The organism is Amycolatopsis sp. NPDC051371 (assembly GCF_040682155.1).
Classification (GTDB): domain Bacteria; phylum Actinomycetota; class Actinomycetes; order Mycobacteriales; family Pseudonocardiaceae; genus Amycolatopsis.
Window position 1 is genome coordinate 19555 of sequence record NZ_JBFBAG010000014.1, and the last position, 23494, is coordinate 43048.

Here is a 23494-nt window from a genome sequence, read left to right on the forward strand (position 1 = left end):
GTCACCCCGACCGGGAGGGGGTGGAGAACGGAGAACGACCAGATGGGCGATTACGCCAAGGCGCTCGGGGCCAAGCTCCGCGGGATCCGCCAGCAGCAGGGCCTGTCCCTGCACGGGGTCGAGCAGAAGTCCGGTGGGCGCTGGAAGGCCGTCGTCGTCGGCTCGTACGAGCGTGGCGACCGTGCCGTCACCGTGCAGAAGCTGGCCGAGCTGGCCGACTTCTACGGCGTGCCGGTGGTCGAGCTGCTGCCCGAGGGCCGGGTCCCCTCCGGTGCGGAGCCCGCCACCAAGATCGTGATCAACCTCGAGCGCCTGCAGCAGCTGCCGGCCGAAAAGGTGGGCCCGCTGGCCCGCTACGCGGCGACGATCCAGAGCCAGCGCGGCGACTACAACGGCAAGGTGCTCTCGATCCGCACCGAGGACCTGCGGTCCCTGGCGATCATCTACGACATGACCCCGGGCGAGCTCACCGAGCAGCTCATCGACTGGGGTGTGCTCCCGCCGGAGGCGCGCCCGTCCAAGGAGGACTGATCGGGCTCGTTCGGGGGCGAGCCCTGCTCGCGGAAAGCGCGAGCCGAGCCTCTCTCCGCCGTGTCTTGTGGGGGCGCAGCCCCCACACCCCGCCCGGGGCAAGCCCCCCGGACCCCCGGTCGTGGTCACCTTGACCGGAACCGCCTGACCGGGGGGCCAGGCGGGCCTTACAGAACGGCGCGGAGGCGGTCGGCGATCGTGCCGATCCGGCCCAGCACGCCGTTGACGAACCGCGGCGAATCGTCCGTGGACAGTTCCTTCGCCAGGCCGACGGCCTCGTCGATCGCGACCGGGTCCGGCACGTCCTCGGCCCAGAGCAGCTCGTAGACACCGACCCGCAGCACCGCGAGGTCGACCTTCGGCATCCGCTCCAGGGTCCAGCCCTGCGCGTGCTCGGCCAGCAGCTCGTCGATCTGCGTCTTCCGGCCGGTCACGCCCTCGACCAGGTTGATCGTGTAGTCCGCGATCGGGTCGACCTCGGTCGCGCCGACGCGGTCGGCCAGCAGCGTCACCGCGTCGGTGTCGCGCTGCGAGGCCTCGTACAACATCTCCACCGCGCGACGGCGCGCCTGCCGCCGGCTGATCGCGCCGCCGCGGTTGGGGTGGGGTTTCGACGTCGGCATCAGCTGGAGACGCGGCCCAGGTAACGGCCGTCGCGGGTGTCGACCTTGATCTTCTCGCCGGTGGACAGGAACAGCGGGACCTGGATCTCCGCGCCGGTTTCCAGCGTCGCCGGCTTGGTGCCGCCGGTGGAGCGGTCGCCCTGCAGACCCGGGTCGGTGTGCTGCACGAGCAGCTCCACCGAGGTCGGGAGCTCGATGTAGAGCGGCACGCCCTCGTGCACCGCGACCTGCACCTCGGTGTTCTCCAGCAGGTAGTTCGCGTTGTCGCCGACGGTCTCGGCCAGCACCGTGATCTGGTCGTAGGTGTCGGCGTCCATGAACACGAAGTCCTGGGCGTCCTTGTACAGGTAGGTCATGTTCCGGCGGTCCACCGTGGCCGTCTCGACCTTCGTGCCCGCGTTGAACGTCTTGTCGACCACCTTGCCGGTGAGCACGTGCTTGAGCGTCGTGCGCACGAAGGCACCGCCCTTGCCCGGCTTGACGTGCTGGAACGCGGTGACGGTCCACAGCTGGCCGTCGAGGTTGAGGACGAGCCCGTTCTTCAGGTCGTTGGTCGTGGCCACGAGCTTGGAGTCTCCTGTGTCGATCTCGGTTCGGGGCCGCCGTCAGACGACCACGAGGTTCTTGGTGCTCAGGGTGAGGAGTTCGGGCTCCCCAGCCCGCACGACGAGCGTGTCCTCGATGCGCACGCCACCGCGCCCCGCGAGGTAGACGCCGGGCTCGACGGTGACCGCCATACCGGCGGACAGTGTACCGACGCCCGTCGCGGCGAAGCTGGGCGCCTCGTGGATCTGCAGGCCGACGCCGTGGCCGAGACCGTGCGCGAAGTGCTCGCCGTGGCCCGCGTCCGCGATCACCTTCCGCGCCGCGGCGTCCACATCGGACACCTCGGCACCGGGCACGACGGCGTCGACCCCGGCCGCCTGGGCGGTGTGCACGAGGTCGTACACCTCGCGCTGCCAGTCCGCGGGCGCGCCGACGACGAAGGTGCGGGTCATGTCGGAGTGGTACCCGTCGACGGTCGCGCCGAAGTCCATCTTGACGAAGTCGCCGCGCTTCAGCTGGGCGTGCGTCGGCTGGTGGTGCGGGATGGCCGAGTGCGCGCCGGCGGCGATGATGGAGGCGAAGCTGGGCTCGGCCGAGCCGTGCTCCAGCATCCGGTTCTCCAGGTCACGGGCGATTTCCAGCTCGGTCCGGCCGGGTCGCAGGCCCCCGGCGGCAAGCAGGTCGTCCAGCGCCCGGTCGGCGGCCGCGCACGCCTGGCGCAGCGCCTCGACCTCGGCTTCGTCCTTCACCACACGCAGCCGCTCGACCAGCCCCGGGGTGCGTTCGAGCTGCACCTGCTTCCGGAGCGCCTCGTACTCCTCGACGCTGACGTGCTGGCTCTCGAAGCCGACCCGGCCGTAGGTCTTGGTGTCCTTCGCGGCGTGGTTCACGAGGGCGGCGGCGCTGGCCCGGTCGACGACCTTGTCCAGGTCGGGCACCTCGGCGGCCGACTGGGTCGTGTAGCGGCCGTCGGTGCAGAACAGCGTCTTCCCGTCGCCCTCCGCGTGCAGCAGCACGGCGGCGTTCGAGCCGGTGAACCCGGTGAGGTAACGGATGTTGAGCAGATCGGTGACCAGCAGCGCGTCGACACCGGCTTCGGTCAGAAGCCCGCGCAGCGCCGCCCGGCGTCGTCCATGGGTTTCGGGCACGGGTCCAGCCTAGTGGGCGCGTGCCAGGCGACTCGCCAGTAACCTGGCCTACACTCCGCAGGATGAGCGCTTGGGTGATCCGCGGACTCGGGATGGCGGTGCTCCACGGCGTCGCGCTGACGCTGCTGGCCAAGTACGCCGTGTACCACCCGACGGACCAGACCCTCATGGTGTCGCTGGCCCTGGCGGTCCTGGTCGGCGCGGCCGCGCTGTGGAGCGCGCTGGACGCCTGGCGGGACGTCCCCGACCGCGGTCGCGCGTGGTTCATCGCGGCGCTCGTGACGGGGGTCGTGTCGGGGATCCTGTACGTCATCGGGCGGGCGGTGTTCGTCGACCAGACGGGCGTGTCGGAGCTGGGCGGGGCGCTGACGGGCGGGGCCGCGTTCTCGGCGCTGCTGGTGCTGATTCCCGCGGGGCTCGGGCTGTTCGTGGGCGGGCGGATCGGGCGTTCCCGGCCCGCCGACGAAGACGACACCGACGAAGAGGCGCGCGAAGCGCCTTCACCGCGACCGTCTCGCCGGGTCAGGTCGTCCGAGGCGGAACCCACGCCACGACCGCGCCGCCGGGCTCAGGCGGCCGACGAGGAACTGACGCCACAACCGGCTCGCCGGGTCCGGCTGTCCGGCGAAGCCCCGTCACCAAGGCCGTCTCGCCGGATTCAGCCGCGCACCGGGGAGCCCCGCGCCTAGCGCTGCTTCCGGGCGTCAGCCGACCAGCGATACGCCTTGCGGGGAGCCGTCCCACTGGGCGGGGGTCACCGGGCGTGCCGCCGAGCCGTTGCCGGCCACGATCCCCGCGTCCGGTACCCGCCACAACCGGCGGTCGTCGAGGACCAGCGCCAGCCCGCGGCCCGGCGCCTGGAACGCCTCCGCGCCCGAACGCAGCCGCGTCGCCACCGGCAGCGCCGCCACCTCGGGCGGTTCCTTCTCCAGCAGCTCGCCGGCCAGGGCTGCGGCCACGCCGCGCCGGTCGACCCGCACCCGCTGCCCGGCGCGGACCAGGTCCATCGTCCGGTCCGGCGACGGCATCGTCACGCCGTCGAACGTCGCGGCCACCCGGCCCGGGTTCGCGCAGGCCTGGCTGCCCAGCAGGTCGAGCCCGTAGTGCCGCAGGGCGGTCGGTGCGCCGGCCCCGCCGATCGCGGTGGCGCGCACGACGTCGAACGGCACCCGGTCGCACGGCGCGGCGGTCGACAGCGGCGCGTGCCCGTCCGCGCGGCGCACCAGCCCCGGCCCTTCCTTCCACGGGCCCGGGATGACGACCGGCCGGTACGGGTTCTCGGTGAAGTCCGCGGTCCAGAACGTCAGCGTCGTGCCGGTGTCGGTCTCGTGCGCGATGACGAACGCGTCGAGCGCGCCCACCCACATCAGGTCGGAGCTGAACCCCTCGACCACCGACCGGCCACGCGGCGTGGCGGTCGTGGCCACCGGCACGAACCCGCCGACGTCGAGGGCCTGCACCCCGGACCCGAACGCGGGATCGTGCGACCGCAGCACGAACTGCCCGGCGCCGTTCCACGCGGCGGCGCGGCCGGTGGTGTCGGTGAACATCAGGTAGAACCAGCCGTCGAGGTAGACGGCCGAGGGCTGCCCGGCGCCGTAGACGTTGGCGCGGTGCACGTCGTGCGACGGCCCGAGGATCGGCTTCCCGCCCGCCGCGCGGGTCCAGTGCACACCGTCCGTGCTGGTCGCGAGCCCGACGGCGTTGCCGAGCGCGTGGTCACCGGCCGCGCCGGTGTAGTAGAGGTAGTAGGTGGTGCCGACGCGCAGCACCGAGGGGTCGCAGGTGTGCATGCCGTCGAACTGCCCGGGCGCGCCGGAGAACACGGCGGCCGGAATCCCGCCGCTGGGCCCGGCGAACGGCCCGTCGATCGACTGGGCCTGGGCGTAGAGGATGTCGTCGCCGGCGGGTCCGGCGCCGCCGTACTGGCTGCACCACCACATCCGGGTCTGCCCGCGGTCAAGCATCACCGAAGGCCCGTAGTCGTAGACGGCGTCCGCCCCACCGGCGGCGATCACACCACCACTCTCCCGGGGGTCACCCGAAGCGAGCTTGACATCGACCGGCCGCGGCGGAGCGCTGCTCTTCCCGCCGGCGATGGCCGGGTTGTCCCCCGCCGCCTGGGGCTGGGCGTAACCCTCGGTGCACCCGGCGACGAGCAGCCCGGCCAGGACACTGGCGAGCAGGGCACGAGCGGGTCGCCGACCCCCACGACGAAACGGGTGCACGACATCGGAGTGTAGCGAGACTCCCACCCGTCCGAGTGGTGGCACACCTGGTCGGTGGTCCTTCGATCGCGGGGAAGATCGCGGAGGGGCAACGGTTTTCGGAGTCCGAGCCGGTCAGACCCGGTGGCGGCGCGGTCAAGCGGTGGCCGGGGGCTCGCGCCGGCGGTGACGTCTTGAATGAGTCATTCAGGGCTTCGGAGGTCCTGAATGACTCATTCAAGACGTTTGCCGAGCAGCCGGCGAGCCGAACCGGCCCGACGGATGGCGGGCGTCGGTGGCGAAGGGTCAGGCTCCGGCCGGCGGGCCTTCGAGCGCGACCAGCTCGACCTCGAAGCCGGCGTCGTTCTCCAGATAAGCCGCGTAGTGCGCTTCCCCGCCCGCGTACGGATAGCGATCACCGAACAGCGGACGCCAGCCGTGGTCGGCCGCGCGCGTCGCCAGGTCGTCGACCTCGGCTCGCGTTCCCACGTGCAGCGCCAGGTGGTTCAGGCCCGGCCGGGTGCGCTGGTGCTCCGGGGCGCTCATCGCCGGCGATGCCTCGACCACGACGTACGTCCCGCCGAGCCGCCAGCTGACGCCCGCGGGCCAGCGCTGGAACTCCCGCCACCCCAGCTCGCCGAGCAGCCAGCCCCAGCTCCGCTCGGCCTCGGCGAGGTCCGGCACCCACAGCTCGACGTGGTGCGGCCGCCCGTGCGCCGGCGCCAACGACACGAGCACGCGGTGCAGGTCGCCGTAGTGGATGCCGCTGCCGACGTCGAGGAAACCCAGCCGGGTCGCCACTTTCCGGCTCGCCGCGTTGTTCTCGTGCACCAGCGCCCAGACCGCCGGCAGCCCGAGCGCGTCGAGGCCGTGGTCGAGCACCGCCCGGGCGGCCTCGGTCGCCAAACCCTGCCCCGCGTGCGCGCTCGCGACGTAATAGCCCAGTTCCGCCACTCCGCCGGGCAGCTCCCACGACGGCCGCAGGTGCGCGACGCCGATCACCTCGCCGTCGCGCTCGATCACCCAGTGGCCCTGGCCGGCCGGGCCGCGGTAGTCCAGCCGGCGGTCGACCATCGCGCTCGCCGCGGCCGGGTCGGAGAAGTCCGCGGCGAAGAACCGGCTCATCTCCGGGTCGGAGAACACCTTCACGACGGCTTCGCGGTCGGCCTCGACCAGCTGACGCAGCTTCAGCCGCGCCGTGGTCAGCGTCGGCAGCGTCATCCCGGGTGCGCGGCGAGCCACCGCAGGGCGAGCGGGTAGCCGTCGACGCCGAGGCCGGCGATCACCGCGGTCGCGATGTCCGACAGCACGCTGTGGTGCCGGAACGCCTCCCGCTTGTGCACGTTCGTGATGTGCAGCTCGATCAGCGGCGCGGACAGCTGCGCCGCGGCGTCGCGCACCGCGATCGAGTAGTGCGTCCACGCGCCGGCGTTGAGCACCACCGGGTTCCCGCCGTCGGCGGCTTCGTGCAGCCAGCCGACCAGTTCGCCCTCGTGGTCGGTCTGCCGGACCTCGACCTCGATCCCCAGCTCGTCGCCCGTCTTCACGCACAGCGCCGCGAGGTCGTCGTGGGTGGCCGAGCCGTAGACCGACGGCTCGCGCTTGCCGAGCCGCCCGAGGTTGGGGCCGTTGAACACGAACGCCTTCACAGCAGCACGCTCCCGCCGGCCTTCGGGGCGTCGGCGGCGATCGCCGAGTACGCGGCCGCGAGCAGTGCCGGGTCCGGGCCTTCGAGCCGGCCGGGCTTGCCCAGCGCGTCGAGGACGACGAACCGCAGCACTCCCGACCGGGTTTTCTTGTCGCCCTTCATGGTTTCCAGCAGCTGGGGCAGCGCGTCGGCGTCGTACGTCGTCGGCAAGCCGAGCAGCTTGAGCACGGCGGCGTGGCGCTCGGCGGTGGCGTCGTCGAGCCGGCCGGCCAGCCGCGCCAGCTCCGCGGCGAACACCAGCCCGACGCTCACCGCGGCGCCGTGGCGCCACCGGTACCGCTCCCGGCGCTCGATGGCGTGGCCGAGGGTGTGGCCGTAGTTGAGGATCTCCCGCAGGTCGGACTCGCGCAGGTCGGCGGCCACGACGTCGGCCTTGACCTGGATCGAGCGGCGGACCAGCTCGGCGAGCACGTCGCCGCCCGCGTCGAGCGCGCCGGCCGGGTCGGCCTCGATCAGCTCGAGGATCCGCGGGTCGGCGATGAAGCCCGTCTTCACGACCTCGGCCATCCCGGCGACGAGCTCGTTCGGCGGCAGCGTCTCCAGCGTCGCGAGGTCGACGAACACCGCGCTCGGCTCGTGGAACACCCCGACGAGGTTCTTGCCCGCCTCGGTGTTGATGCCGGTCTTGCCGCCGACCGCGGCGTCGACCATGCCGAGCAGCGTCGTCGGGACGTTGACCAGCTTCACGCCGCGCATCCAGGTGCCCGCGACGAACCCGGCGAGGTCGGTGACGGCGCCGCCGCCGAGGCCGACCACGACACCGCGGCGGTCCAGCCCGATGCGGCCGAGCACCTCCCAGCAGAAGCTCGCGACGGTGAGCGCCTTGCCGTCCTCGGCGTCGGGGATTTCGACGCGGTGCGCGTCGAGCCCGGCCGCGATCAGCTCCTCGCGGATGGCCTCGGCCGTGGTGGTCAGCGTCGGCGGGTGGACCAGCGCGATCTTCGAGGCGTCGGCCAGGTGCGCGGCGAGGTCGCCGAGCAGGCCGCGGCCGACCACGACGTCGTAGGGACGGGCGGTGGCGACGGGGATGCGCACCGGATCGGACACGAGGTGACTCACTCCTTGGCTTCGGCGGGGACGGCGAGCTCGGCCGCCAGGCCCGCGACGATTTCGGCGGGCGTCCGGTCGTCGGTGACGATCTCGAAGGTGGCGACCTCGCGGTAGACGGGCACCCGCTCGTCGAGCAGTTTCTTGAACGTGGCGCGGGGGTTCACCCCGGCCAGCAGTGGCCGCGCGCTGGACAGGCCGGTGCGCTGCACGCCGGCGGCGAGGCCGACGTTGAGGAACACGACGGTGTGTTCGGCCAGCCGCGCCCGGGTGCCGGGCGTCAGCGGGGCGCCGCCGCCGAGGGAGAGCACGCCGTCGTGCTCCGCCAGCCCGGTGGCGACCGCTTCTTCTTCCAGGGCACGGAAAGCGGGTTCGCCGTCGTCCGCGAAGATGTCGGAGATGCTGCGCCCGGCGCGCGCGACGATGTCGTCGTCGCTGTCGCGGAACTCGACGCCGAGGGCGGCCGCCAGCAGCGGGCCGACCGTGCTCTTGCCCGAGCCGGGCGGCCCGACGATCACCGCGCGAGGGCTCACCAGCGCTCCTCGAGGGCCTTCAGGTACGCCTCGGCGTTGCGCTTGCTCTCGGCGAGGGAGTCGCCGCCGAACTTCTCGAGCGCGGCGTCGGCGAGGACGAGCGCCACGACGGATTCGAGCACGACCCCGGCGCGCGGCACCGCGCAGACGTCGGACCGCTGGTGGATGGCGACGGCGGGCTCGCCGGTCTTGACATCCACTGTGGACAGTGCTTTGGGGACGGTCGAGATCGGCTTCATCGCGACGCGCACCCGCAGCGGCTCGCCGTTGGTGATGCCGCCTTCGAGGCCGCCCGCGCGGTTGGACCGGCGGGTGACGCCGACCGGGCCGGTGCCGCGGTCGATCTCGTCGTGCGCCTGGCTGCCCCAGCGGCGGGCGGTGGTGAAGCCGTCACCGACCTCGACGCCCTTCATGGCCTGGACGCCCATCAGCGCGCCGGCGAGCCGGGCGTCGAGCCGGCGGTCCCAGTGGACGTGGGAGCCGAGGCCAGGCGGCAGGCCGTAGGCGAGGACCTCGATCACGCCGCCGACGGTGTCGCCCGCCTTCCGCACGGCGTCGACCTCGGCGACCATCGCGTCGGTGCCTTCCTGGCTGAAGGCACGCACCGGGCTCTCGTCGATGGCGGCCAGGTCGGCGGCGACGGGCAGCGGGCCCTCGGGCGCGTCGGCCCCGCCGATCGAGACGACGTGGCTGAGGATCTCGACGCCGAGCAACTGCTTCAGGAAGTTCCGCGCGACGGTGCCGAGCGCGGTCCGCGACGCCGTCTCCCGCGCGGAAGCCCGTTCGAGGACGGGGCGCGCCTCGTCGAAGCCGTACTTCTGCATGCCGGGCAGGTCGGCGTGGCCCGGGCGGGGCCGGGTGAGCGGTTCGTTGCGCGCGAGGCCGTCGAGGATCTGCGGGTCGACCGGATCGGCCGCCATGACCTGCTCCCACTTGGGCCACTCGGCGTTCTCGATCTGGACCGCGACCGGGCCGCCCTGGGTGAGGCCGTGGCGCACGCCGCCGAGGAAGTCGATGTGGTCGGTCTCGAAGCCCATCCGCGGGCTGCGCCCGAAGCCGAGGCGGCGCCGGGCGAGCTGCTCGGTGACGTCGGCGGTGGTGACACCGACGCCGGCGGGCATGCCTTCGAGCACGGCGGCCAGCGCGGGTCCGTGCGATTCACCTGCGGTGATCCAGCGCAACATGGGCTCAATCCTGTCACGGGGGCCGGGCGGGCCCGAAGAGTGTTCCGGTCACGGCGCACCCGGGAAGAGGGCGCACAGCCAGGTGGCGGCGAGGAGGGCTGGGCCGTGGGGCACGCGGTGGCCGCCGAAGGGACGAATGGGGGGTGGGATGGGCGCTGGTCGGGTGCCGGGTGACGGCGGTGGATGCGGGCCGAGACGCCGGCCGGCTGCCGCTGCCGGGTGCGTGGTGGGTTCCGATTGCGCTCGGCCTCTTGCTCGCCGTTGGCCGGCGCTCTGGGCGATCGCGACGGCCAGGCTGAACAGGGCCGACAGGATCGCCGCGAGGGCGAGCGCGGGCCACCCCGCCGCGCCCAGAACTGCGCCCAGGCTGCCGGATAGCTTCACGTCGCCCGCGCCGAGGCTGCCCGGTGCCGCGCGGGCGACCAGGGCGTGCGCGCCGCCGAACAGCAGGGCTCCCGCCGCCGCGCGCGCCGCCAGGGACGGGCCGCCACCGCCGAGTGCGGCCGCTCCGATCGCGGCGCCGAAGAGGGGGTAGGCGGGCAGGGTCAGCGCGTCGGGCAGGCGCAGGTGACGCAGGTCGGCGAGGGCGAGCGAGACGGCGATGATCGTCAGCAGGATCGGCACGGGCAGCCACCAGCCGGGACAGCCGCCGGACAGCCAGAGCGCGGTGACGAGAGTGACACCGGCGGCGGCCAGCGCGGCGGCGCGCCGGACCGGGATCGGGGCCTCGGCCCGGCCGAGGGCCCACGCCGACAGTGGCGCGGTGGCCGCTCCTGCGGCCGCCGCGGTGGTGAGGACGAAGATCGTCGGGGGCATGGGTCCAGGGTGCTGCGGCTCGGCTGAGCTGGGCAAATGCCGGGCGTAGCGAACGGTCCGTTCGCTACGTTCCGGGCCGGGTTTCATTCCTGTGGGCGACACGCGAGGCCACGGACGCTCGCAAAGCACTCAGGCCGAGAAGGCACGAGCATCGACGAAACCGAGAGTTGCGGGCCGCGAAGGTCACCCGCGAACGGGAAACCAGGTGACTCGTCCGGGACCCCCTGCGCCCCGGACGAGCCACCACCCCTTCACAAGGTCAACCTGAGCAGCGCCCGCCCGCTCCCCCCGCGCACCTCCAAAGCCGCCAGATCGGTCCTCTTCAACGCCGTCCCGATCACGATCCGCGCCGTGTTGTCCGGGACCGCCTTCCACGTCGCCAGCTGGGTCTCGACGCCGGAGCGCGAGATCGCCACCAGGACGTACTCGCCACTGCTGCGCTCGCCCGTGTAGCTGCACGACATGTCGACCTGCGTGCCCCACTCGAACGCGTCCAGGCGGGCGTCCGCGCGGACCGGGAACTGGCCCAGTGCCGTCATCGCGATCGACGGCGGTGGGGCCGCGGGAGGCCACGCCGCCACCACCGCCAGCGCCACGCACGCCGAGACCGCCACCGCCGCCGACACCGACGTCACCGCGAGCCGGATCCGGCGGCCGCGCCGGACGCGGCGCAGGACCGTCGGCAGCAGGTCCGGTGGTGGCGGCCCCGCGTCCGGCAGCATGACCGGAGCCGGGGCGTCGACGCGGGCCAGCAGGCCCGGCAGCCCCGCCAAGTCCCGCACCGAGGCCGCGCACCGGTCGCACGTGCGCAGGTGCTGCTCGAAGCGCTGGCGGTCCTCCGGGGAAAGCGCCCCGAGCACGTACGCCGCGTCGAACGTCGCGAACGGGTCCTCGCTCACTGGGTCACCCCCCTCTCCTCGAGCACCAGGCGCAGCGCGCGCAACGCGTAGTGCGTCCGGGACTTGACCGTTCCCTCGGCCACGCCCAGCCGCGTCGCCGCGTCCGCCACTGAATAGCCCTGGAAGTAACACAGCACGAGCACCTCGCGGTGCCGCTCCGACAGCTCGGCGAGCGCCTCGGCGACCAGCCAGCCCTGCACCGCGCGGTCGGTTCCGTCGCCGACGGCGCGCTCCGGCGGCCGGTCGGTCACCACCTCCGACCGGGCCGACGCCGAGCGCCAGCCGTCGATCGCGATGCGCCGCGCGACCGTGAACAGCCACGCCCGCGCCGAACCCTGCGACTGGTCCAGCACCGCCGTCGACCGCCAGGCGCGCAGCAGCGTCTCCTGGACGACGTCCTCGGCCCGGATCCGGTCGCCGGAGGTCAGGTGGAGCGCGTACGACCACAGCGCGCCCGCGTGTTCCTCGTGCAGCGCGCGCATCAGCGCGTCTTCGGCGACTTCCCCCACGGAACTCAGGCCGTGACTCGACGCCGGTCCTTCACGAACATCAGCGCCAGGCCGCCGACGATGCAGACCGCCTCGGTGATGACGCCCCAGTACTCCGGCTGGCTGTTGAACTGGTCGTGGTTCCCGGCGAACCCGACGGTCGCGGCGAGCACGTACGCGCCGAGCGTCAGCACCCCGAAACCGGCCGCGCCCAGCGCGGGCAGCCAGTGCCGCCAGGCCAGGACCGCGATCGCGAGGACCACGCCGCCGATCGCGTCGAGCAGGAACAACGGCCCGACGATGCCCGGGTAGTCCTCGGTCCAGAGGAAGTAGTGCACGCCCGCCGAGCCCAGCAACGCGGCCGCCACGACGATGCGCAGAACCCAACTCACCATGATCGATCCTCCACTCCACACCCACTCGGGTACATACACGAGACAGGGGCCGATCCGGTTCACCGCGGATTGAACCGAAGGGGTGTCGATCTCGTTTAGTGGGGCATGACTGCCGAAACCCACTCCCGCCGCACCGTGCTCACCACGGGTGCCGCCGTCGCGGGCGCCGCCGTCGGCGCCGTCGCGCTCTCCGCCTGCGGTTCTTCGGACGACGCCAAGTCGGGCACCGCGCAGGCGCCGATCGCCGCCGGGACGCCGCTGGTCGCGCTCGCCGACGTCCCGGTCGGGCAGGCGAAGGCCGCCAAGGCCCCGGACGGCTCCGACGTGATCGTGGCCCGGACGTCCGAATCGGCCTGCGCCGCGTTCAGCGCGATCTGCACGCACCAGGGCTGCACGGTCGCCCCGCAGGGCGCCGACCTCGTCTGCCCGTGCCACGGCTCGGTCTTCAACGCGCTCACCGGGGAGGTCAAGCAGGGCCCGGCGAACAAGCCGCTGCCGTCGGTGCCGGTCAAGGTCGAGAACGGGAAGGTCGTCACCGGCTGACGGGCCGGGCGGCGTGAAGGGCCCTTGGGGACGTCTGTCCACAAGGGCCCTTCATGTGACAAAACCGCCTCAGGCGTCCCAACCGAACAGCCGGTCGCCCGCGGCGACGTCGCGCTCGCCGTCCAAACCGGACAGCACGTCCGCCGAGGCGTCCAGCGCGACGACCGGGACGATCGCCGAGTAGCCCGCCGCGGTCACCGCTTCCGGGTCCCAGCTGACGATCGGCTGGCCGGCCCGCACCTGCTCGCCCTTGACGACGTGCAGCGTGAAGCCTTCGCCCTTCTCCTTGACCGTGTCGATGCCCAGGTGCACCAGCACGGCCTTGCCGTCCTCGGTCGCGACGACGTAGGCGTGCGGGTGCAGCGTCGCGACGGTGCCGTCGACCGGCGCGACCGCGTCGGACCGGCCGCCCGACGGTTGCACGGCGACACCCGGTCCCACCATGGCCTGCGCGAAGACCGGGTCCGGAACCTCGGTGATCGGCACGACGCGCCCGGCGACCGGGCTGAGGATCTCCAAGCTCACAGCAGGTCCTCGATGTCGCTGGCGATCGTGTCCGCCTCCGGCCCGACGATGACCTGCAGGGCCGACGACCCCATCTTGACGACGCCCATCGCGCCGGCCTTCTTCAGCGCGGCCTCGTCGACGAGACTCATGTCCTCGACCTCGCAGCGCAGCCGCGTGATGCAGCCCTCGATCTCGGTGAGGTTCTCCGTGCCGCCGAGTGCGGCGAGGATCTTTTCGGGCCTGTCATCCGCCATCGCGGTCTCCTTGATCACTGTTTGTTCCCAACCTGACGCGAACCGCGTGTCCACCTGTACTACGCCGTTCGTCGGCATGCACCCCGCCGCGGGCCACGAACGGATAACGGTGGTTGACACCCGTCCGCGTGGCGGAGCATCCTGCCCCATCAGATCATTGGTCTAGACCGGAACGTACCAATGTTCCGGGCCGGACGCGAGCACCGGTCCCCGGTGACGCGAGAACGAGGAGGGTGACGCCGATGAGCGCGGCAGCGCACGTCCCGCCACCCGACCGGGTCGTCAACGGGCCCACGCCCAAGCACGCCCAGCTGCGGGAAATCCTCCGCCGCACGGTGGAGCGCGAGCTCCCCCCGGGTGCGCCGATCCCGTCGGAACGTGAACTCGCCCAGCGCTACGGCGTGTCGCGACTCACGGTCAGATCGGCGATCGGCAAGCTGGTCGAGGAAGGTCTGCTCGCCCGGGTCCGCGGCAAGGGCACGTTCACCGCGGCCCGGCGGATGGAGCTGCAGCTCTACCTCATGTCGTTCACCGACGACATGCGGAGGCGGGGGCTGACGCCGACGACCGAAGTGGTCTCGGCGGCCACCGAAGTCCCACCCACCGCCTCGGCGCACGCCCTCGGGCTGACCGAGGGCGCCCCCGCACACCACCTCGTGCGGTTGCGCCACGCCGACGGCGTGCCCCTGGCCGTCGAACGCGGCTGGTACCACGCGGGCCGGGCTCCCGGCCTGCTCGAGCTCGACCTGACCCAGTCCATCTACGCGCAGCTGGCCGAGACGTACGACGTGCGTCCCGACCAGGCGTGGCAGACGGTCTGGGCCGAAGGAGCGGACCGCGAGACGGCCCGGCTGCTCGGCATGCGTGCCGGCAGTCCCCTGCTCGTGTTCCGGCGGGTCTCCAGCGCGAACGGCGACCCGATCGAAGACATCACGTCCTGGTACCGGGGAGATCACTACCAGGTGACCATGCAGTTGGACCGGAACACCCCGGAGCCCGGTCAACCACCCCACTATGGAGGATCCAGATGAGCTCCACCACCGCGGAAGGGGCGACGAAGAAGGGCGGCGGAGGCCTCGCCGGTCTTCAGCGCTTCGGCCGTAGCCTCATGCTTCCCATCGCCACGCTCCCCGCGGCCGGCCTGCTGAACCGGTTCGGCCAGGACGACCTGCTCGGCAAGGACGGGCTGGGCTGGGACAAGGTCGCCGCCGTCATCGGCGGGGCGGGCAACGCGCTCTTCGACTTCCTGCCCCTGCTCTTCGCGATCGGCATCGCCGTCGGCTTCGCCCGCAAGGGCGACGGCTCGACCGCCGTCGCGGCGGCGGTCGGCTGGGTCGTCTTCAACCGCGTGATCCAGGCGATCGCGCCGATCAGCAGCCAGACCGGCTACAAGCCGAGCTGGGACGGCTCACCACTGCACTGGCCCTACAGCGTCCTGACGGGCATCGTGGCCGGCATCGTGGCGGCCCTGCTGTGGCAGAAGTACCACCGCATCAAGCTGCCCGCGTGGCTGGCGTTCTTCGGCGGCCGGCGGTTCGTCCCGATCGTCACCGCCTTCGCCATGATCATCCTCGGCGTGCTCTTCGGCCTGGTCTTCAAGTACGTCGACGAGGGCATCCAGAACCTGGGTTCGGCGATCGTCGGCCAGCCGGTCGTCGGTGGCGGCATCTACGGTTTCTTCAACCGGCTGCTCATCCCCGTCGGTCTGCACCAGCTGCTGAACGTGCCGGTGTGGTTCATCTTCAACGGCGGTGACCTGACCAACTTCTTCAACCACGTGCAGGGCTCGGGCACGTTCATGACCGGGTTCTTCCCGATCTTCATGTTCGCCCTGCCCGCGGCGGCGCTCGCGATCTGGCAGACCGCGCGTCCGGCGCAGAAGAAGATCGTCGGCGGTGTGATGATCGCGGCCGCGCTGACCTCGTTCATCACCGGCGTGACCGAGCCGATCGAGTTCTCGTTCATGTTCGTCGCGTGGCCGCTGTACATCTTCCACGCGATCATGACCGGCCTGTCGCTGGCGCTGGTGAACGCCCTGGGCATCAAGCTCGGGTTCTCGTTCTCCGGTGGCGCGATCGACTTCGCGCTCAACTCGAGCCTGGACACCGCGCACAAGGCGTGGCTGCTCATCCCGATCGGGCTCGTGTTCGCGGTGATCTACTACTTCGTGTTCCGGATCGTCATCACGAAGTGGAACCTGCGGACGCCGGGTCGCGAGGACGACTCGGTCGAGGCGGACCTGGATCGCACCGCCGCGAAGTAAGATCGACAGCGACGTAACACCCCGTAGGGAGAGGACGAACATGCCGGAGAAACGCGTCGCCGTGGCGAGCAAGGTGGGCCTGCACGCCAGGCCGGCCGCGCTGGTGGCGAAGACGGCCGCGGCGCAGCCCGTCGCGGTGCAGATCGCCAAGGCCGGCGGAAGCCCGGTGGCCGCCGGCAGCGTGCTCAACCTGATGACGCTCGCCGCCGGGTACGGCGACGAGGTCGTCATCAGCGCCGAGGGCGAAGGTGCCGAGGAGGCCGTGGAAGCGGTCGCCCAGCTGGTCGCCACCGACCTCGACGCCTGAGTACTGATCCGGCCAAAAGCAGGCCAGACCCCGAGCGGGACGGGACTGTCGCCACGGAGCCATCCGGCCGTGGCTGTGGTCGGATCAGTACTCGACGGCACAGTACTCCACGCGAAGGCCTTCGCACCGGTCCCCGACACCGGTGCGAAGGCCTTCGTGGCGTTTCGTAGGGTGGACGCATGGAGAGCGTGCGCCTGATCGACGAGTGGCCGGTGGACAACGCCGCGACGGCCGTGGTGTCCGCCGACGGGAGCGTCGTGGGCCGCCACGGCGACACCGCGCGGAAGTTCAAGCTGGCCTCGGTCAGCAAGCCGCTGACCGCCTACGCCGCGCTCATCGCCATCGAAGAGGGCGTCGTCGAGCTCGACACGCCGGCCGGCCCCGAGGGCTCGACCGTGCGGCACCTGCTCGCCCACACCTCGGGCCTCGCCTTCGACGCGCACAAGGCGATGGCCGAGCCGGGCACGCGGCGGCTCTACTCCAACGCCGGGTTCGAGCAGCTGGCCGACGCGCTGGCCGAGCACTCCGGCATCCCCTTCGCGCAGTACCAGGCCGAAGCGCTGTTCGGGCCCCTGGGGATGACGAACACGACCCTCGACGGCTCGCCCGCGTCCGGCGCGGTGTCCACTGTGGACGATCTGGTGGCGTTCGCCGCCGAGCTGCAGTCGCCCAAACTGCTCGACGCCGCCACGGTGACCGAGGCGACGAACGTCGTCTTCCCCGGCCTGTCCGGGGTGCTGCCCGGCTTCGGGCACCAGAAGCCCAACGACTGGGGCCTCGGCCTCGAGATCCGCGACCACAAGAGCCCGCACTGGACCGGCGCGAACAGCTCGCCGCGCACCTTCGGGCACTTCGGCCAGTCCGGCACGTTCCTCTGGGTCGACCCGGACGCGGGCGCGGCCTGCGTCGCGCTGACCGACCGCGCGTTCGGCCCGTGGGCCGCCGAGGTCTGGCCGCGCTACACCGACGCCGTCCTGGCGGAATTGAGCGTGTGAAGGCCCTCCTCGCCGCTCTGCTGCTCCTGCTCGCCGCCTGCAGTGCTCCCCCGGCGGCACCCGCTCCCCCGCCGGCGTCCCCGGCCCCCGCCGAGGCCCCGCCCGCGCTGGGCACGAACGGCGCCGCCGTGCCGGCCCTGCGCTGGACGCCGTGCCACGGGAAGTACCAGTGCGCGGCCGCGGCCGTGCCGCTGAGCTACCGCGAGCCGAAGGGCACCGCGATCACGCTCTCGGTGATCCGGTTGCCGGCGAGCGACCCGGGCCGGCGGCTCGGCTCGCTGTTCGTCAACTTCGGCGGCCCGGGCACGGACGGCGTCGGCGAGCTGACGCGCTTCGCCGACCGCTACCCCGACGAGGTGCGCGCCCGCTTCGACCTGGTGAGCTTCGACCCGCGCGGCATCGGCGGGTCCACGCCGATCAGCTGTCCCGGCGCCGACCACGCCCCTGCCCCGGGTTCGCCGCTGCGGCAGCCGGACGCGTTCTTCGCGGCGAGCGCGGCGCCGGGCAAGGCGTGCGCGGCCGGGTCGGGTGCGCTGCTGAGCCACCTGTCGACGGCGAACGTGGCGCGCGACCTGGAACTGCTGCGCCAGGCCGTCGGCGACGCCGCGTTGAACTTCTACGGCTACTCCTACGGCACCTACCTCGGCGGCACGTACGCGAACCTGTTCCCGGACAAGGTCCGCGCGATGACCCTCGACGGCACGCTCGACCTGGTCGCGAACGCCACCGGGAAACCGGGGCAGGAGAAGGAGCCGGTCGACGTCCGCGCCGACGTCGCCGGGGCGCAGCAGCAGGAGCTGGACCAGTTCTTCGCGGTGTGCGCCGCGGCCGGACCGAAGTGCGCGTTCTCCGGCGGTGACCCGAAAGCGAAGTTCGCCGGGGTCTTCGCGCGGGCGTCGCACAGCACGGGCATCGGCTCGCTGATGAAGACCGTCGACAGCGCGTTGTACCAGTCGGGGCGGTGGAAGCGGCTCGCCCAGACCCTCGCGGCGATGCCGTCCGACCCGGGGCCCGCCGCGCCGGTGCTCGACCCGTACGTGCCGACCCACTCCCCCGGGTTCCTGGCCGTCCAGTGCGTCGACAGCGACAACCCGGGGTCTGCCGCGGACTACACGGCTCTGGCCGCTCGGGAAAGCGCGCGTCAGCCGTACTTCGGGCTGGGCGCGGTGTACTCGATGGCCCAGTGCGTCGGCTGGCCCGCGCACGACGAGGACCGGTACACCGGGCCGTGGAACCGGGCGCGGAAGAACCCCGTTCTCGTGCTCAACAACCGGTTCGACCCGGCGACCCCGCTGCACAACGCGCGGGCGACGGCGGCGGAGCTGGGCGACGGCCGGGTGCTGGTCGTCGACGGGTACGGCCACACGTCGCTGGACGCGCCGAGCGCGTGCGCCTCGGCGGCCGTGGTGCGGTACCTGACAGACCTGGCGGCGCCGGCCGAGGGGGCCACCTGCGCGCCGGACGCGGTCCCGTTCTCGTGAGTGAGAAACAGGGTTAGAACCCTGTTTCTCACTCACGACCCGGCCGGGCTCGCCGTTCAGCCGAACGGACGCCCGCGGCAGGGTCTTTGGACCCTGCCCGGCGTGCTGCGCGAGTGGTGTCATGGTTCTCGTGCGGGCCCGCCGCCGGGCCGGTGCGGGGACCTCGGGCCCCGGCGGGCCGCACGCCTTACTCCATCAGCCGGATCGGTTCCCCCGCCTGGAACGCCGCGATGTCCTCGACGGCGTCGCCGTAGAAGATCTCGTAGGTCTCCCGGGCGACGAACCCGAGGTGCGGCGTCAGGACCGCGTTGTCCATCGTCCTCAGTGGATGGTCGGCGGGGAACGGCTCGGTGTCGTAGACGTCCAGCGCGGCCGCCCGGATCTCCTTGCGGCGCAACGCGTCCACCAGCGCGGCTTCGTCGACGATCGGGCCCCGCGAGGTGTTCACCAGCAACGCGCTCGGCTTCATCGCGGCGAGCTCGGCCGCGCCGACCAGGCCGCGGGTGCGCCCGCTGAGCACGAGGTGGATCGAGAGCACGTCCGAGCGGGCGAACAGTTCCTCTTTGGACACCGCGGTGACGCCGTGCGGCTCGGCTTTCTCCGGCGTCAGGTTCTGGCTCCAGGCGATGGTCTCCATGCCGAAGACCTGCCCGATCTTCGCCGCCCCGGCCCCGAGCCGGCCGAGGCCGAGCAGCCCGAGCGTCTTGCCGTGCAGCATGGTGCCGACGGTCGTCTGCCAGCCGCCTTCGCGCATGGACCGGAACTCCTGCGGCAGGTTCCGCGACGCGGCGAGGATCAGCGCCCAGGTGTGCTCGGCGGTGGGTTGGCCGAGGTAGCCGGTCCTGGACACGACGACGCCGTTGCGTTTCGCCGCGGGGACGTCGATGGCGGCGTTGCGCGGGCCGGTGCTGACCAGCAGCTTCAGGTCGGGCAGCCGGTCGAGCACCTCGGCGGGGAACCGGGTGCGCTCGCGCATCGCGACGATCACCTCGAAGCCCTGGAGCTGCTCGACGACGTCGGTGAGGGGGTCGGTGAAGACCGTGATGTCGGCCTTGAGCGAGTCCCAGTCACCGAAGGTCAGGGCGACGTCCTGGTAGTCGTCGAGAATCGCGATCCGCATGATCTCACCGTAGGCGACAGGTCCGGGCCGGCGCAGGCCCGCACCCGCCGCCGGGAGGTCGCGAGGTTCGTGGACAGCGCGGCTGCCGGCGCAAACGTCTTGAATGAGTCATTCAGGTCTTCGGAGGTCTTGAATGACTCATTCAAGACCTGTGGTCCGGGCCGTCTAGCCGCGGGGCACGAACACGTCCACGCGGACCAGGTGGTGGTCGGAGGCGTCGTTCAGCCGGGACAGCGAGTCGCTCGGCACCGGCCAGAACACCTCCGCGTGCCACGGCACCAGACCCTTCGACGGCAGCACGTAGTCCGTCCGCAGGTTGCCCGGCGCGACGTCGTTGAAGTCTCCCGTGTCGGAGAACGGGTCGCTCTCCTGCCCGACGTTCGCGCCGCCCTGGGCCTGAGCCGCCAGTACCGCGCCGCGGCTGCCCGGGTGCGTCTCGATCACCCGGCGCGCGTCCAGCAACTGGTCGATCGCGCCAGGGACGCTGTCGCCGTCCAACGGGTCCGAGTTGTTGTCGCCCGCCACCACGAACCGTTCCGAAGCGCCCAGGCCGCCGCGGTGGCCTCGGTCGTCGTAGAGATAGCCGCCCTTGCCCGGCGTCACGTAGTCCGCCCAGAAGCGGATCTCGTCGTTGTTGCGGGTGCCGTTGCGGTCCTCCGGACCGTCGAAGCTCGGCGGCGTCGGGTGCGAGACCAGGAAGTGGACCGTCGAGCGGCCGATCTTCAGCGGCAGGTCCCAGTGCGACTTCGACGACAGCCGCAGCACGTTCAGCTCCGCGGGGCTGTACCAGTCGTGCGGCGCCGGCGTGGCCGGGTCGTCCGGCAGCAGCGCGCCCGGCATGTCCTTCCACAAGAACTTCTGGAACGTCCGCACGTGCGCTAGGTCGATCGGATACTTCGACAGCACGAGCAGCCCGTACTGGCCTTCGAACGTGCCGAAGCCCTGGGCGTCGTTGCCGAGGCCGATCGTGCCGTCGCGGTCGAGGTCGAAGCCCGTCGACACGCCCGTGTTGACCGGCGCGGTGTAGGCGTACGGGTAGTCGATCGGCTTCGCGCCGTGCTGGCCCACCGCCAGGTAGTTCTTCCGGAACAGGTCCGCGGCCCGGTTGCCCGGCACGTAGTCGAACTCGTTGATCAGCTGGACGTCGGCGCGGTTGCGCTGGACGACCTCGGCGACCTCCTGCGCCTGGGCGTTGCCCGGCGTCGAGAGGTCGGTCACCAGCTGGCCGGCGGACGCGCGGTTCAGCGAGGCGTTGAAGGTGGCGAAGCGGACGTTCTGTCCGAAGCTCGCGGAAGCGGTGGCGGGCACGGAGAGCCCGACCAGCACGGCTACGGAAAGCCCGGCGGCGATGCGGTTCACGGTGGTACCTCCCAGTCGGCGGCCACCCTATGCCGGGAACCGCCCGGATGGGTGAGCGGAAGGTGAACAGCCGACGTGACCCAGCCCTCTTGAACACGTTCAAAAACGGCGCTACGGTACTTCTTGAACACGTTCAAAACAAGGAGGAACCATGGACCGGATAGTCGTCGCGTACGCCCTCTACCTGCTGATCAGCATTCCGTTGACGGTGCTCGTGGCCCGCACGCTGAGCCGGCACGGCCGCACCTTCCTCACCGAGGTCTTCGCCGACAGCCCCGGCCTGGCCAACGCCGTCAACCAGCTCCTGGTCGTCGGCTTCTACCTGGTCAGCCTCGGCTTCGTGACGCTCTTCCTGACCAGCCACGCCGAGGTGCCCACCGCGCGCGAGGTGTTCGAACTGCTCTCGGTGAAGGTCGGCGTCGTCGCGCTGATCCTCGGCGCGATGCACCTGGTCAACGTGCTGGTCTTCAACGCCATCCGCCGCCACCACCTGGCCCCGAAGCAGGCCCCGCGACCGGCACCGCTGCCCTACGCCGGCATGCCGCAGGCCCCGCCCTTCCCCGCGCCCTGACGTGCCCGGCGCTAACGTGCCGCACGTGGCCAAGAGCGAGGAAACGCGGTCCCTGATCGTCACGACCGCGATGCGGCTGTTCACCGAGAACGGCTACGACCGCACGACGATGCGCGCCATCGCCGCCGGAGCGGGCGTCTCCGTCGGGAACGCCTACTACTACTTCTCCTCGAAAGAGCAGCTGATCCAGGGCTTCTACGACGAGATCGCGAGACAGCACCTCGACGCGGCCCGCGACCGGATCGACGGCGAGACCGCCTTCGCCGCCCGCCTGAAGACCGTGCTGCTGTGCTGGCTGGACATCGCCGAGCCCTACCAGCGCTTCGGCACTCAGTTCTTCGTCAACGCGGCCGACCCGGAGTCGCCGCTGAGCCCGTTCAGCGACGACTCCTCGGCCGCCCGCGAAGCGTCGATCGGCCTCATGCGCGAGGTCGTCGACGGCTCCGACGTCAAGCTCGACCCGGAGCTGCGCGGTCAGCTGCCCGAGCTGCTCTGGCTCTTCCAGATGGGCGTGGTGCTGTTCTGGGTCCACGACCGCTCCGCCGGGCAGAAGCGCAGCCGGATGCTGGTGGAGCGCAGCGTCCCGCTGCTCGCCCGGCTGGCCGCGCTCTCCCGGCTTCGGGTGTTCCGCCCGGTCAGCCGGGAGATCGTCGACCTGATCCAGGATCTCGCCAAGAAGGACTGACCGCCCGGAAGTAGAGGAACCGCGGCTTGGTCCGCAGGTTCTCCGTCCACTTCGGATCGGCGTCGGCCGCCTCGGGCACCGGCATCGGCTCGACCAGCCGGTCGACCGCGAAACCGGCGTCGCGGACCGCGCCGAACGTCCAGCTCAGCGGGCGCCGGTAGAAGCTGACCGGATGCGGCTTGCCGTCGAGGCCGAAGTCGTCTTCGAGCAGTTCGAGCTGGAAGTAGTCGTCCTTCTCGAACCAGTGCCAGTCCTCGCCCGGGTGGTGCACCGAGAACACGAGCACCCCGCCCGGCTCGAGGACCCGGCGGAACTCGGCGAGGGTGGCCGTCCAGTCCTTCAGGTAGTGCAGGACGAGCGACGCCGTGATGACGTCGATCGAGCCGTCCGGCAGCGGCAGCGGCCCGCTGACGTCCACGACCTCGAAGCGGGCGACATCGCCGAACTTCCGCCGCGCGACCTCGACCATGCCCGCGCTGGCGTCGACGCCGAGGACGTCGGCGCCCCGCCCGGCGAGCAGCGCGCTGAGGTGCCCGGCCGCGCAGCCGACGTCGAGCACCCGCTTGCCCTCGACCGCACCGGCCAGGTCGACGATCGCCGGCCGGTCGTAGAGCGCGTTCGTGACGGACTTCTCCGCGTGCGACGCGTAGGCCTCGCTGTAGCCGTCGTACTGCTCGGCCCGCGCCCGGCCGAGGATGGCCTCGACGACCTCGGTCTTGGCGTCGGCGTACTGCTGGATGTACGTCCACTCCCGCGCGGCCAGCTCACGCTTCGTCGTCGCGTAGAGCTCCAGCTCCTCGGGGTGCGACCGCAGCCGGTCGCGGAAGAGCCGGTAGCGCGGCGTCTGGCCGTTGCCCGGCGAGTACACGTGCAGGTTGATGTTCGTGTCCGGGCCCTTGAAGCAGCGGTGCTTCTCCCAGTCCGGCTCGCGGATCACGAGCCGGTAGCCCGCCGCCTCCAGCGCGGGCACGTACGTGTCCTCGTCATCGGAGTCCGGGACCTCGAGGAGGATGTCGACGCAGGGCTTGGCGCACAGGCCCGGTACCGACGTCGACCCGACGTGTTCGAGCACGAGCACCCGCTCCCCCAGCACGTCCCGGATCCGGCCGGCCTCGCGCTCGAAGAGCTTCGGCCACTCCGGGTCGTAGTCGGCGAGCGTGACCGTGGAGTTGAGCTTCGGTCGTTCGCCGACCCACGCCGAGTCGTTCTCGGCCTCGCTCCGCGCTTCTTGACTGCTCATTCCGGCAGACCCCCTTCGTTTTGGGCAGTCGGCCAGAATATCAA

At 71.8% G+C, this 23494-nt stretch carries 28 protein-coding genes; 10 read left to right on the forward strand and 18 right to left on the reverse strand.

Annotation, left to right across the window (positions count from 1 at the left end; all coding sequences use genetic code 11):
• Window positions 1-42: 42 nt before the first annotated feature.
• On the forward strand, window positions 43-531 hold the full coding sequence (locus AB0M59_RS18800; protein ID WP_003096372.1) for a helix-turn-helix domain-containing protein: 489 nt from the start codon (window positions 43-45) through the stop codon (window positions 529-531).
• A gap of 167 nt (window positions 532-698) precedes the next feature.
• Here AB0M59_RS18800 and nusB read toward each other — a convergent pair whose 3' ends face one another.
• The 3 genes from nusB to AB0M59_RS18815 are packed head-to-tail and all read right to left on the reverse strand — an operon-like array spanning window position 699 to window position 2848.
• A complete protein-coding gene (gene nusB / locus AB0M59_RS18805; protein WP_364616537.1) occupies window positions 699-1154 on the reverse strand; it encodes a transcription antitermination factor NusB in 456 nt (151 codons plus the stop codon).
• The gene (efp, locus tag AB0M59_RS18810; protein ID WP_364616540.1) at window positions 1154-1717 is read right to left on the reverse strand and encodes an elongation factor P; all 564 of its coding nucleotides are present in this window, start codon (window positions 1715-1717) and stop codon (window positions 1154-1156) included. The genes nusB and efp overlap by 1 nt, the downstream gene beginning before the upstream one ends.
• A gap of 42 nt (window positions 1718-1759) precedes the next feature.
• Window positions 1760-2848 (reverse strand): Xaa-Pro peptidase family protein, encoded by a 1089-nt coding sequence (locus tag AB0M59_RS18815; RefSeq protein ID WP_364616543.1) that lies wholly within the window; start codon window positions 2846-2848, stop codon window positions 1760-1762.
• 62 nt (window positions 2849-2910) lie between these two features.
• On the opposite strand from AB0M59_RS18815, the gene AB0M59_RS18820 reads away from it, so the two are divergent.
• Window positions 2911-3537: a B-4DMT family transporter gene (locus AB0M59_RS18820; RefSeq protein WP_364616546.1), complete on the forward strand. Its 627-nt coding sequence runs from the start codon at window positions 2911-2913 to the stop codon at window positions 3535-3537.
• A 15-nt stretch (window positions 3538-3552) separates the two neighbouring features.
• Here AB0M59_RS18820 and AB0M59_RS18825 read toward each other — a convergent pair whose 3' ends face one another.
• The 10 genes from AB0M59_RS18825 to AB0M59_RS18870 form a co-directional block, all read right to left on the reverse strand.
• Window positions 3553-5034, reverse strand: a complete 1482-nt coding sequence (locus AB0M59_RS18825) for a beta-xylosidase (RefSeq protein WP_364616809.1) — start codon at window positions 5032-5034, stop codon at window positions 3553-3555.
• A gap of 327 nt (window positions 5035-5361) precedes the next feature.
• On the reverse strand, window positions 5362-6276 hold the full coding sequence (locus tag AB0M59_RS18830; protein ID WP_364616549.1) for a GNAT family N-acetyltransferase: 915 nt from the start codon (window positions 6274-6276) through the stop codon (window positions 5362-5364).
• The gene (gene aroQ / locus AB0M59_RS18835; RefSeq protein ID WP_364616552.1) at window positions 6273-6704 is read right to left on the reverse strand and encodes a type II 3-dehydroquinate dehydratase; all 432 of its coding nucleotides are present in this window, start codon (window positions 6702-6704) and stop codon (window positions 6273-6275) included. Before aroQ ends, AB0M59_RS18830 begins: the two co-directional genes overlap by 4 nt.
• Window positions 6701-7810 (reverse strand): 3-dehydroquinate synthase, encoded by a 1110-nt coding sequence (gene aroB, locus AB0M59_RS18840; protein WP_364616555.1) that lies wholly within the window; start codon window positions 7808-7810, stop codon window positions 6701-6703. The genes aroQ and aroB overlap by 4 nt, the downstream gene beginning before the upstream one ends.
• Window positions 7811-7818: 8 nt before the next feature.
• On the reverse strand, window positions 7819-8343 hold the full coding sequence (locus AB0M59_RS18845; RefSeq protein ID WP_364616558.1) for a shikimate kinase: 525 nt from the start codon (window positions 8341-8343) through the stop codon (window positions 7819-7821).
• Window positions 8340-9527, reverse strand: a complete 1188-nt coding sequence (gene aroC / locus AB0M59_RS18850; RefSeq protein WP_364616560.1) for a chorismate synthase — start codon at window positions 9525-9527, stop codon at window positions 8340-8342. The genes AB0M59_RS18845 and aroC overlap by 4 nt, the downstream gene beginning before the upstream one ends.
• Window positions 9528-9575: 48 nt before the next feature.
• The gene (locus AB0M59_RS18855) at window positions 9576-10343 is read right to left on the reverse strand and encodes a prepilin peptidase (RefSeq protein WP_364616562.1); all 768 of its coding nucleotides are present in this window, start codon (window positions 10341-10343) and stop codon (window positions 9576-9578) included.
• A gap of 251 nt (window positions 10344-10594) precedes the next feature.
• Window positions 10595-11242 carry a zf-HC2 domain-containing protein gene (locus tag AB0M59_RS18860; RefSeq protein ID WP_364616564.1) on the reverse strand — a complete coding sequence of 216 codons (648 nt, stop codon included), beginning with the start codon at window positions 11240-11242 and terminating at the stop codon, window positions 10595-10597.
• Window positions 11239-11751, reverse strand: a complete 513-nt coding sequence (locus AB0M59_RS18865) for a sigma-70 family RNA polymerase sigma factor (protein WP_364616566.1) — start codon at window positions 11749-11751, stop codon at window positions 11239-11241. The genes AB0M59_RS18860 and AB0M59_RS18865 overlap by 4 nt, the downstream gene beginning before the upstream one ends.
• Before the next feature lie 5 nt (window positions 11752-11756).
• Window positions 11757-12125 carry a hypothetical protein gene (locus AB0M59_RS18870; RefSeq protein ID WP_364616568.1) on the reverse strand — a complete coding sequence of 123 codons (369 nt, stop codon included), beginning with the start codon at window positions 12123-12125 and terminating at the stop codon, window positions 11757-11759.
• Between the two features lie 105 nt (window positions 12126-12230).
• Between AB0M59_RS18870 and AB0M59_RS18875 the strand changes: the two genes are divergently transcribed.
• Window positions 12231-12668, forward strand: a complete 438-nt coding sequence (locus AB0M59_RS18875; protein ID WP_364616570.1) for a Rieske (2Fe-2S) protein — start codon at window positions 12231-12233, stop codon at window positions 12666-12668.
• A gap of 69 nt (window positions 12669-12737) precedes the next feature.
• Here AB0M59_RS18875 and AB0M59_RS18880 read toward each other — a convergent pair whose 3' ends face one another.
• Together AB0M59_RS18880 and AB0M59_RS18885 are read right to left on the reverse strand one after the other, a co-directional pair.
• The gene (locus tag AB0M59_RS18880) at window positions 12738-13193 is read right to left on the reverse strand and encodes a PTS glucose transporter subunit IIA (RefSeq protein ID WP_364616572.1); all 456 of its coding nucleotides are present in this window, start codon (window positions 13191-13193) and stop codon (window positions 12738-12740) included.
• A complete protein-coding gene (locus tag AB0M59_RS18885; RefSeq protein ID WP_167379806.1) occupies window positions 13190-13429 on the reverse strand; it encodes a glucose PTS transporter subunit EIIB in 240 nt (79 codons plus the stop codon). Before AB0M59_RS18885 ends, AB0M59_RS18880 begins: the two co-directional genes overlap by 4 nt.
• Before the next feature lie 242 nt (window positions 13430-13671).
• Between AB0M59_RS18885 and AB0M59_RS18890 the strand changes: the two genes are divergently transcribed.
• The 5 genes from AB0M59_RS18890 (at window position 13672) to AB0M59_RS18910 (ending at window position 18475) form a co-directional block, all read left to right on the forward strand.
• Window positions 13672-14460: a GntR family transcriptional regulator gene (locus tag AB0M59_RS18890; protein ID WP_364529260.1), complete on the forward strand. Its 789-nt coding sequence runs from the start codon at window positions 13672-13674 to the stop codon at window positions 14458-14460.
• On the forward strand, window positions 14457-15692 hold the full coding sequence (locus AB0M59_RS18895; RefSeq protein WP_364616574.1) for a PTS transporter subunit EIIC: 1236 nt from the start codon (window positions 14457-14459) through the stop codon (window positions 15690-15692). The genes AB0M59_RS18890 and AB0M59_RS18895 overlap by 4 nt, the downstream gene beginning before the upstream one ends.
• Window positions 15693-15732: 40 nt before the next feature.
• Window positions 15733-15999 carry an HPr family phosphocarrier protein gene (locus tag AB0M59_RS18900; RefSeq protein WP_364616576.1) on the forward strand — a complete coding sequence of 89 codons (267 nt, stop codon included), beginning with the start codon at window positions 15733-15735 and terminating at the stop codon, window positions 15997-15999.
• A gap of 179 nt (window positions 16000-16178) precedes the next feature.
• Window positions 16179-16994: a serine hydrolase domain-containing protein gene (locus tag AB0M59_RS18905; RefSeq protein WP_364616578.1), complete on the forward strand. Its 816-nt coding sequence runs from the start codon at window positions 16179-16181 to the stop codon at window positions 16992-16994.
• A complete protein-coding gene (locus AB0M59_RS18910) occupies window positions 16991-18475 on the forward strand; it encodes an alpha/beta hydrolase (RefSeq protein ID WP_364616580.1) in 1485 nt (494 codons plus the stop codon). Before AB0M59_RS18905 ends, AB0M59_RS18910 begins: the two co-directional genes overlap by 4 nt.
• A 187-nt stretch (window positions 18476-18662) precedes the next feature.
• Here the strand turns inward: AB0M59_RS18910 and AB0M59_RS18915 are convergent, their stop codons facing one another.
• Window positions 18663-19595 (reverse strand): D-2-hydroxyacid dehydrogenase family protein, encoded by a 933-nt coding sequence (locus AB0M59_RS18915; protein ID WP_364616581.1) that lies wholly within the window; start codon window positions 19593-19595, stop codon window positions 18663-18665.
• A 165-nt stretch (window positions 19596-19760) separates the two neighbouring features.
• Window positions 19761-20954: an endonuclease/exonuclease/phosphatase family protein gene (locus AB0M59_RS18920; RefSeq protein ID WP_364616582.1), complete on the reverse strand. Its 1194-nt coding sequence runs from the start codon at window positions 20952-20954 to the stop codon at window positions 19761-19763.
• Between the two features lie 151 nt (window positions 20955-21105).
• Between AB0M59_RS18920 and AB0M59_RS18925 the strand changes: the two genes are divergently transcribed.
• Both AB0M59_RS18925 and AB0M59_RS18930 read left to right on the forward strand, forming a co-directional pair.
• The gene (locus AB0M59_RS18925) at window positions 21106-21525 is read left to right on the forward strand and encodes a hypothetical protein (RefSeq protein ID WP_364616583.1); all 420 of its coding nucleotides are present in this window, start codon (window positions 21106-21108) and stop codon (window positions 21523-21525) included.
• A 25-nt stretch (window positions 21526-21550) separates the two neighbouring features.
• Window positions 21551-22210, forward strand: a complete 660-nt coding sequence (locus AB0M59_RS18930) for a TetR family transcriptional regulator (protein WP_364616584.1) — start codon at window positions 21551-21553, stop codon at window positions 22208-22210.
• Here the strand turns inward: AB0M59_RS18930 and AB0M59_RS18935 are convergent.
• Window positions 22161-23450: a GrpB family protein gene (locus tag AB0M59_RS18935; protein WP_364616585.1), complete on the reverse strand. Its 1290-nt coding sequence runs from the start codon at window positions 23448-23450 to the stop codon at window positions 22161-22163. The two genes, AB0M59_RS18930 and AB0M59_RS18935, sit on opposite strands and share 50 nt — an antisense overlap.
• Between the last annotated feature and the right edge of the window lie 44 nt (window positions 23451-23494).